The sequence below is a fragment of the Streptomyces sp. CO7 genome, from assembly GCF_053474865.1.
The window spans coordinates 25,908-34,169 of the sequence record NZ_JBRIOU010000005.1; the positions used below are offsets into that span (position 1 = coordinate 25,908).

The following is an 8,262-nucleotide window of genomic DNA, read 5'->3' on the forward strand; positions in this document are numbered from 1 at the left end:
GGCCGCGGCGACGGCCGGGGCCTACGACCGCAGCAGCGTGCGCATGGTGCGCATCGCGACCGACAGGTTGGCCAGGTCGAAGCTGTCGGAGGTGTGGATCTCGTCCAGCGTCGTGCGGGCCCGGCTCAGGATCGCGGCGTGCCGGCCCTGCCACGCCTCGAACCGCTGCTCCGGGGTGTCGGAGGGCTCGCCGGCGGCGAGGATCTCCGCGGTGAGGGCGGCGTGCGCGGCGTACAGGTCCTCGCGGATGGAGGCGCGGGCCATGGACTGCCACCGGTCGGCGCGCGGCAGTTCGAGGATGCGGTCCATCAGCTGGGTGATCCGCAGCCGGTCGGCGAGGTCGTAGTAGACCTCGGCGACCTCCAGCGGGTCCCGGCCGATCCGGTCGGCCGTCGCGACGATGTCCAGCGTCGGGAAGGCGGAGGAGAAACCGGCGACCTGGGAGGCCAGCTCCTCCGGCACGCCGGCGCCCGCCAGCTCGTCGTGGATGTGCTGGTACCAGGCCTGGTCCGCGCCGCGCAGCAGCTTGGGCAGGTGGCCCCAGATCTGCTCGACGCCCTCGGCGAAGAACTCCACCGTCTCGGCGATGGCCAGCGGCTGCGGCCGGTTGTTGAGCAGCCAGCGGGTGGCGCGCTCGACCAGGCGGCGCGAGTGCAGCCGGATGCGGGTGAGGACGGCCGCCTCGACCTGGTTGTCCAGCGCCTCCACGGCGTCCCAGACGCGCCCGCAGTGGAAGATCTCCCGGGCCACGGTGTGCGCCCGCACCACCTCCTCCAGCGACGCCCCGGTCTCCTCGCGGAGCCGGTGCAGGAAGGTGGTGCCGCCGGTGTTGACGGTGTCGTTGACCAGGATCGTGGTGACGATCTCGCGGTGCAGCGGGTGGTTGTCGATCTGCTCCTCGAACCGCTCGCGCAGCGCCGCCGGGAAGTAGGCGTGCAGCAGGCGGCGCAGGTACGGGTCGTCGGGCAGGCCGGTGGTCACCAGCTCCTCGGCCGCGGTGATCTTGGTGTAGGCCAGCAGCACGGCGGTCTCGGGGCCGGTGAGGCCCTGCCCGTGCTGGAGGCGCTCACGGATCTGCCGGTCGGTGGGCAGGAACTCGATGGCCCGGTCCAGGCGGCCGGAGCGCACCAGGTGGCGCAGGAAACGCTGCTGCGAGGGCAGCATGTCGTGCGCCTGGGCGGCGGCGTTGCCCAGCGCGGTGTTCTGCGCGTAGTTGTTGCGCAGGACCAGGTGGCCGACCTCGTCGGTCATCTCGGCGAGCAGCTTGTTGCGCTGCTTGACCGTCATGTCGTCGGCGGTGACCAGCCCGTTGAGCAGGATCTTGATGTTCACCTCGTGGTCGGAGGTGTCCACGCCCGCGCTGTTGTCGATGGCGTCGGTGTTGACCTTGCCGCCCTCGCCGCCGTGGCCGGACTGCGCGTACTCGATGCGGCCGAGCTGGGTCAGGCCCAGGTTGCCGCCCTCGCCGACGACCTTGACCCGCAGGTCCCGGCCGTCCACGCGGATGGCGTCGTTGGCCTTGTCGCCGACGTCCGCGTTCGACTCGGTGGAGGCCTTCACGTAGGTGCCGATGCCGCCGTTCCACAGCAGGTCGACGGGGGCGCTCAGCACGGCCTTCATCAGCTCGGCCGGGGTCATCTTGGCGACGCCGGAGTCGATGCCGAGGGCGTCACGGATGTGCTGGTTGAGCGGGATCGACTTCGCGGTGCGGGGGAAGACGCCGCCGCCCGGGGAGAGCAGCTTCGTGTCGTAGTCCGCCCACGAGGAGCGCGGCAGCTCGAACAGGCGGCGGCGCTCGGCGTAGGAGGTGGCCGCGTCCGGGGTGGGGTCGACGAAGATGTGCCGGTGGTCGAAGGCGGCGACCAGGCGGATGTGCTCGCTGAGCAGCATGCCGTTGCCGAACACGTCGCCGGACATGTCGCCGACGCCGACCACGGTGAAGTCCTGCGACTGGGTGTCCACGCCCAGCTCGCGGAAGTGGCGCTTGACGGACTCCCAGGCGCCGCGGGCGGTGATGCCCATGCCCTTGTGGTCGTATCCGGCCGAGCCGCCGGAGGCGAAGGCGTCGCCCAGCCAGAAGCCGTAGGCCTGGGCGACCTCGTTGGCGATGTCGGAGAAGGTGGCGGTGCCCTTGTCGGCGGCGACCACCAGGTAGGTGTCGTCGCTGTCGTGCCGCACCACGCCCTGCGGCGGCACGACCTCGCCGCCGACCAGGTTGTCGGTGATGTCGAGCAGCGCGGAGATGAAGGTGCGGTAGCAGGCGATGCCCTCGGCCATCCAGGCGTCGCGGTCCACCGACGGGTCGGGCAGCTGCTTGGCGACGAAGCCGCCCTTGGCGCCGACCGGCACGATGACGGTGTTCTTCACCATCTGCGCCTTGACCAGGCCGAGGACCTCGGTGCGGAAGTCCTCACGACGGTCCGACCAGCGCAGACCGCCGCGGGCGACCTTGCCGAACCGCAGGTGGACGCCCTCGACGCGCGGCGAGTACACCCAGATCTCGAAGGCGGGGCGCGGCGCCGGCAGGTCGGGGATGGCCTGCGGGTCGAACTTCATCGACACGTAGTCGTGCGGCCGCCCGTCGTCGGTCAGCTGGAAGAAGTTGGTCCGCAGGGTCGCCTTGACGACGGTGAGGAAGGACCGCAGGATCCTGTCCTCGTCCAGCGAGGCGACCTGGTCCAGGGCGCCGTCCAGCTCCTCCAGCAGGCCCTCGACGATCTCCAGGCCGGCGCTCTGCCGCTCCGGGGACAGCCGCGCCTCGAAGAGCGAGACCAGCAGGCGGGTGGTGTGGACGTTGTCGCGGAGGGTGTCCTCCATGTAGTCCTGCGAGAACGTCGACCCGGCCTGGCGCAGGTACTTGGCGTAGGCGCGCAGCATCATCGCCTCGCGCCAGGTCAGACCGGCGCTCAGCACGAGGGAGTTGAAGCCGTCGTTCTCGGCGCGGCCGGTCCAGGTCGCGGCGAAGGCGTCCTGGAACCGCTCGCGGGCGTCGTCGCCGCCGAGGAACTCCCCGGCCGCGGTGAGCGCGGTGCGCGGCAGGCGCAGACCGAAGTCGTAGATCCACGCGCCGGTGATGCCGTCGTGGCCCTCCGGGCAGCGCAGTTCGTAGGGGCGCTCGTCGGTGACCTCGACGCCGAGCCGGGTGAGGACCGGCAGCACCTCGGACAGGGAGACCGGGGCGCCGTGGCGGTAGATCTTGAAGCGGCGCTCGCCGGGCGCGGCGCCGACCGGCTCGTAGAGGCTGAGCGCGAACTCCTCCTCGACGCCCGCGGTGGTCAGGTGCTCCAGGCGGGCGATGTCGGAGACCGCGGCGCGCGGCGTGTGGTCGGCCTTGTAGCCCTCGGGGAAGGCGTTGCCGTAGCGGCGCAGCAGTTCGGCGGCGCGCTCCTCGCCGAACTCGGCGTGCAGCGCCTCGGCGAAGCCGTCGGCCCAGGAGCGGGCGGCCTCGGCGAGCCGGCTCTCGATGCGCTCCTTGTCGGCGTCCGACAGGTGCGGCAGCTCGGTGCCGAGCGGCACGCGGACCACGAAGTGCAGCCGGGAGAGGATCGACTCGGTGTTCCAGGCGGTGAAGTCGACGCTGGAGCCGCCGAGTTCCTCCTTGAGGATGTCGATGATCCGCAGTCGCACGGCCGTGGTGTAGCGGTCCCGGGGCAGGTAGACCAGCGCCGAGTAGTAGCGGCCGTACTCGTCCTGCCGCAGGTAGAGCCGCAGCCGGCGGCGCTCCTGCAGGTAGAGGACGGAGGTGACGATGGAGCGCAGTTCGTCGGCGGGCGTCTGGAACAGCTCGTCGCGCGGGTAGGTCTCCAGGATCTGGAGCAGGTCGCGCCCGCCGTGGCTGTTGGGGGAGAAGCCGGTGCCGGCCAGCACCTCGGCGACCTTGCGGCGGATCACCGGGACCCGGCGCACCGACTCGGTGTAGGCGGCCGAGGAGAACAGGCCCAGGAAGCGGCGCTCGCCGACGACCTCGCCGTTCTTGTCGAACTTCTTGACGCCGATGTAGTCCAGGTAGCTGGGCCGGTGCACGGTGGCGCGGCTGTTGGCCTTGGTGAGGACCAGCAGCCGGTGCTCGCGGGCCTTGGCGCGGGCGTCGGCGGGCAGCCGCTCGAAGGACGGGCCGGCCGGGTCCGCGCCGCGGTCGCCGTCGTGCTCGCCCTCGCCCGCGCTCTGCTGCGGGTCCGAGCGCAGGATGCCGAGGCCGGTGCCGGGGACGGCGACCAGGGTGTCGTCGTCGACGAGCTGGTACTCGCGGTAGCCGAGGAAGGTGAAGGCGTCGGCGGACAGCCAGCGCAGCAGCTCGCGGGCCTCCTCGATCTCCTCCGTGGGCAGGTCGGAGGCGAGCGGCTCGGCGGGCAGCTCGTCCGCGATGCGCAGGGCCGCCTCGCGCATCTTCTCCCAGTCCTCGACCGCCTCACGGACGTCGGACAGGACGCGCTGCAGGTCCGCGGTGATCTGCTTGAGGTCCTCGCGGTCGGTCTCGCGGTCCATCTCGACGTGGATCCACGACTCGACGTACGCGTCGTGCGGCAGCTCGGCGTCCGAGCCGACGGGGGTGTCGAGGACCTCCAGGAGCTTGCCCGTCAGGTCGCGGCGGACCACGACCTGTGGGTGGACCACCAGGTGGATGCCGCGGCCCTGGCGGGAGAGCTCGTTGGTCACCGAGTCGACCAGGAACGGCATGTCGTCGGTGACGACCTCGACCACGGAGTGGCTGCTGGTCCAGCCGTTCTCCTCGACGGTCGGGGTGTGCACGCGCACCGCGGCCGTGCCCTGCGGCCGGTTGCCGGCCAGCCGGTAGTGGGAGTACGCCGCGCCCAGGACGTCGACCGGATCGCGGTCGGTGAGGTCCTCGGGCGCCGTGTGCAGGTAGTAGCGCTGGAGCAACGACAGCACGGCGGCCCGGTCCGGGCTCCTCCCGCCCTCGTCCGTGGCCCCCGCCGGAAGACGTCCTCCGGCAGGGCTGTTCTCAGCTACCCGGGCCGCCCTCTCGAGCAGCTCGGCCTTGGCTTCGTCCAGCTTGGTCTGCATCGTTCCTTGGCTCCTGTCGCGCGCCGTTGCGTGACGTCGAAGGGAAGTCGGCCGGTTGGGCCGAGGTGCTTCCGGCAGTACGTCTTGACGCCGGCCGGTGGAGGCAAACAGCGTCGGTTCGCTCCGACGCTATGCCTGGGGAGGGGACGCGCGTGGGGAATCCGGCCATGCGCGACTCCGATGTCGCGGCCCCCCTGGCCCCCTCGGAAATATCAGCGAGCGGCGCCCGGTCCCGGGTGTTCACCGGGTGCTCCGGGCGCGATGCGAGGGCTGGTGCGCCCGCGCCGGCTATCGCGCTGATCACGCCACAAGGCTATATGCCGGTGAGAGGGGGCCGTCATGAGCCGTATGTGTACAAAACAGGGGGTGCTATTTTGCCGGTCCGCACAGCGCCGTGAAGTGGGGTGGGGCGGTATGGGGGTGCGTGCGGCGCGGGCTCCGCTCAGCCGGGCGGCGGGCCCTGGGGCGTCGCCGTCGGCGCGTGGCCGGCGCCGCGGGAGGCCGGGCCGGGCTCCTCGTGCGGTCCGTCGCCGCGTCCCGGGGTGAGGCGCGCCAGCCGGACGCAGGACAGGACGGCGGCGGCCACCAGCAGGCCGTTGCGGACCGCCATCACCAGGCAGCCGGTCCAGGTGCGGGCGACGACCTCGTCGTAGAGGACGGGATAGGCGAGCGCGCTGACCGCCGTCGCCGCCACGACCAGCAGTGCCACCGGCCGCTGGGCGGAGCGCCGCAGGGTGAGGCAGACCGCGGACAGGCCCAGCAGCCAGATCATGTACTGCGGGCTGATCACCCGGCTGGTCACCGTCAGCAGCAGGACGGCCGCCAGCGGGGCGTCGTGGGTCAGGGCCGGGTCCCAGCCGCCCTGCGGGGCGGCGGCGCGGGTGGCGGCGCGGGTGGTGCGCACCACCCGCAGGCGCCACAGGACGATCAGCGCGAAGGACGCCGCGGTCAGCGTCAGCGAGGCCGCGGCCACCACCCCGACGCCCGGGCCGACCAGCTCCATCGCCCCGTACTGGTACCGCACCCGCCCCGGCCAGCCGGCGTGCGAGGCGAAGGAGAGCAGCGTGCCGCCGAGCGACTCGATCTGCACGCCCCGCCCGCCCTGCTGCCGGACGAAGGAGAGCGCGTCGGCGAACAGCGAGGCGAGCAGCGCGAGGAGGGTGACGGCGGTGATCCCCGCGGAGGTCCAGGCCCGCCGGGTGGTGCGGCCCGGCTCGGTGCCGGCCAGCACCAGCGCCGGCCACGCCTTGGCCAGCGCGCCGAGCGCGGCCAGCGCGCCGCCCAGCCGGGGCAGCCGGCGCACCACGAGCAGCGCGAGCACGGCCAGCGCGGTGACCTGCACGTCGAAACGGGCCAGCGGGAGGTGCAGGAGCAGCGGCAGCCCCGCGGTCCACAGCAGCGCGCCGAGCAGGCTGCGTTCGCCGCCGCCCCGGGCGGGGCGGGTGAGGCCCGTCCGGACCAGGGCGGCGGTGACGGCGGCGTCCGCGGCCAGGGTGAGCGCGGTGAACGCCCACGGGTAGGGCAGCCGGGGCAGCAGCAGCCCCGGCAGCAGCAGGGCGGCGCCCGCGCCGGGCGGGTACTGCCAGAGCGGGTCGCCGGAGGGGTAGGAGCCGTCGTCCAGGGTCTCCCGCCAGCGGGTGTAGAGCCGCTCCGGTTCGTGCGTGACGCCGCCCGCGCCGAGCCACGGCAGGTGGTCGTGGGTCAGCAGCCAGAGCATCACGGCCCGGGTCAGCAGCCACAGGAGGGCGAGTGCGGCGACGGCCGCGGCGGGACGGACGCGGGGCGCCGCGGACCTGGTCACCGGCCGACCCGGGCGAGGACCTCGCCCGTCTCCCTGCTCCAGGCCACCACGACCGCCTCCTCCGGGGTCTTCCGCCAGCGGGTCAGCAGCAGCCAGCGCACCTGGTAGCGGCGGGCCACGGCCTCCCGCCCGGCGCGCCCGGTGGCCGGGTCCAGGTAGCGGGCGGTGGCCTCCGTCCGCCGGCCTTGTTCCGCCTCGCCGAGCGCCGGGTCCGGCCAGGGCGGCGCCACCAGGTCCACGCCGTACCCCGGCAGCAGACGCGGCGCGAAGTAGCCGTCGGCCAGCAGGGTCTCGCCCCGGCCGATGTGCCGGGCCGCCCAGTCGTACGAGGGCCAGCGCGGCGGCTGGTCGAGGCGGCTCCAGGGGACGAGGGCGCCCGCGTGCACGGTCAGCAGCCCGCACACCGCGCCCGCCACGGCCCCGGCGCCCAGAGCCCTGCGCCACCGGGGCCAGGGGCGCGGCGCGGCCAGCTCCACGGCCAGGGCCAGCTGGAGCGGGAGCAGGGCGGGGCCGAGCAGGCGGGCGTACGTCCAGTGGCCGCTGTACCAGCCGTACGCCAGGGCCGCGCAGTCCAGCAGGAACAGCAGCGTCAGCGGGTCGCGCCAGGGACGGCCCGCCCTGAGCGCCCGCAGCACCAGCGCCGGGACGCCGAGCACGGCGGCGAGCCAGAAACGCTCGGGGATGCGGTCGTAGAGCTGGCGGTGCATCACGTCGAGGCTGCGGTCCCCGGCCAGGCCGAGCACGTCCGCGTACGGCCAGGCGACGGCGAGGGCGAACGCGACGGCGGCGGCCGTCGCCCAGCGCCCGAGCAGCGCGGGGGTCAGGTTCCGCGGTGACGCGGCGACGAAGGCGACGGCGCCGAGGGCGGCGGCGACGAAGGTGACCGGGTGGGTCAGCAGGATCAGCCCGTACAGGGCGCCGAGGGCGGCGTAGCCGGGGAGGCCGGGCAGGGCGCGGGGGCCGACGAAGCGGATGCCGGGGCGGTTGCCGGTGCCGGGGCCTGTCCGTGTGGCGGTGCCGGTGCCGGTGCCGGTGCGGGGGTGGGTGCCGGTGACGGTGCTGGTGCCGTCGGCGGCGTGGGCGCGGGTGGCGGTCAGGGCCCAGGCCCAGAGGGTCGCGCCGAGGGCGAACGCGGAGGGGTAACCGGCGTGGCCCGTCGAGGACATCAGGTTCAGGAACCCGCTCCACCAGGCGCGTTCGGTGCCCCACAGGAGGGTGACGGCGAGGAGGGCCCACACGGGCGCCCACGGGCGGGGGGTGAGGGCGCGGACCAGGCGGCTCAGGCCGGTGAGGAGCACGGCCAGGTTGAACGGGGTCGCCAGGCGGACCGTCTCGATGCCGTTCAGGCCGGTGAGGCGCGCGAAGGCGCCCTGGGCGAGCGCGTAGGGGGAGTAGTAGGGGTTGCCGGCGCCCGGGAGGTCCACCAGGGGGTGGCG

At 73.7% G+C, this 8,262-nt stretch carries 3 protein-coding genes; all 3 read right to left on the minus strand.

What is annotated here, in order from left to right; translation table 11 throughout:
* Nucleotides 1-21 precede the first annotated feature (21 nt).
* Nucleotides 22-5,025, minus strand: coding sequence for an NAD-glutamate dehydrogenase (locus tag ACOV8S_RS18445; RefSeq protein WP_448318925.1), 5,004 nt, complete (start codon nucleotides 5,023-5,025; stop codon nucleotides 22-24).
* 442 nt (nucleotides 5,026-5,467) lie between these two features.
* Nucleotides 5,468-6,826, minus strand: coding sequence for a glycosyltransferase 87 family protein (locus ACOV8S_RS18450; protein ID WP_448318926.1), 1,359 nt, complete (start codon nucleotides 6,824-6,826; stop codon nucleotides 5,468-5,470).
* Nucleotides 6,823-8,262: hypothetical protein (locus tag ACOV8S_RS18455; RefSeq protein WP_448318927.1), on the minus strand; the 1,440-nt coding region annotated here is incomplete at its 5' end. The genes ACOV8S_RS18450 and ACOV8S_RS18455, both read right to left, overlap by 4 nt.

What these genes read in the sequence shown, in the direction of transcription:
- ACOV8S_RS18445 (WP_448318925.1), bottom strand. Translation starts at nt 5,025, where the DNA reads ATGCAGACCAAGCTGGACGAAGCCAAGGCCGAGCTGCTCGAGAGGGCG.